Annotated in this window: 1 protein-coding gene and 1 pseudogene; both read right to left on the bottom strand. The window is 43.0% G+C overall.

From position 1 onward, the window contains the following. Window positions 1-194, bottom strand: a pseudogene (locus ACTIE0_RS24835) (hypothetical protein); the annotation flags it as partial. 72 nt (window positions 195-266) lie between these two features. Then, the coding region (locus ACTIE0_RS24830; RefSeq protein ID WP_439517074.1) for a type II toxin-antitoxin system VapC family toxin at window positions 267-698 on the bottom strand (432 nt) is incomplete at its 5' end.

Genomic DNA, 698 nt, shown 5'->3' with positions numbered 1-698 from the left:
ATTAACGGTAGGTAACAGTTCGCTGAGTAACATAGAGTCCTCTCCAGAAAATGTGCTTCTCCATTATAGGGTTGACTGTCCTTGAGGCTTTGCTCAAATCGTCCCAGCAACCTGGTTTCTTGCCCTCTACCCACATCCCATAAACTCAGTTTCTGCCCTAACCTTTGCCGCCTCACTCCCATCGGGTTAAGCAACCCCGTTTCTCAACCCCTCCACCCCTCCAACCGCAGAAAATACACCTGTCCCACCATTTTTATTATCTCTTCTTAATCCCCTGGTTTTTTGACCTCACAATTGGTTAGCTCTCTGGCATTTTTAATGAATTTTTCATCAAAGGTGTAGAATTGCTGGCAATCTTGACTTTGGGCTAGATGCAAAGCATCGGCAAAATCCAAACCATTTTCATGCCACAGTAGGGCTTGATGAACTAACATCGGATTAGTTAAGTAAACATTTGGTAATCCCACAAGTTTCCGTAAAGCCGAACAAACTTGATTCCGTTTAAACTTATAAGCAAATCTCAGCACCCATTCGGTTTCTAGGATAACGGTGTGGGAAATGAAGATTTCCGGGTTTTGAAAAAGTTCTAGACTTTTTTGATATTGGACTGGATCATCTTGAGTCAGAAGCCGAACTACAATATTGGTATCAACTGCAATCATGCCATTGCTCCTGAATGCCTTGGCTAATAGCCGCTT

Source organism: Limnospira sp. (assembly GCF_051859755.1).
Classification (GTDB): Bacteria; Cyanobacteriota; Cyanobacteriia; order Cyanobacteriales; family Microcoleaceae; genus Limnospira; species Limnospira fusiformis.
Note: the sequence above shows the minus strand (reverse complement) of the source record. Positions and strands in the feature narration are given on the sequence as shown.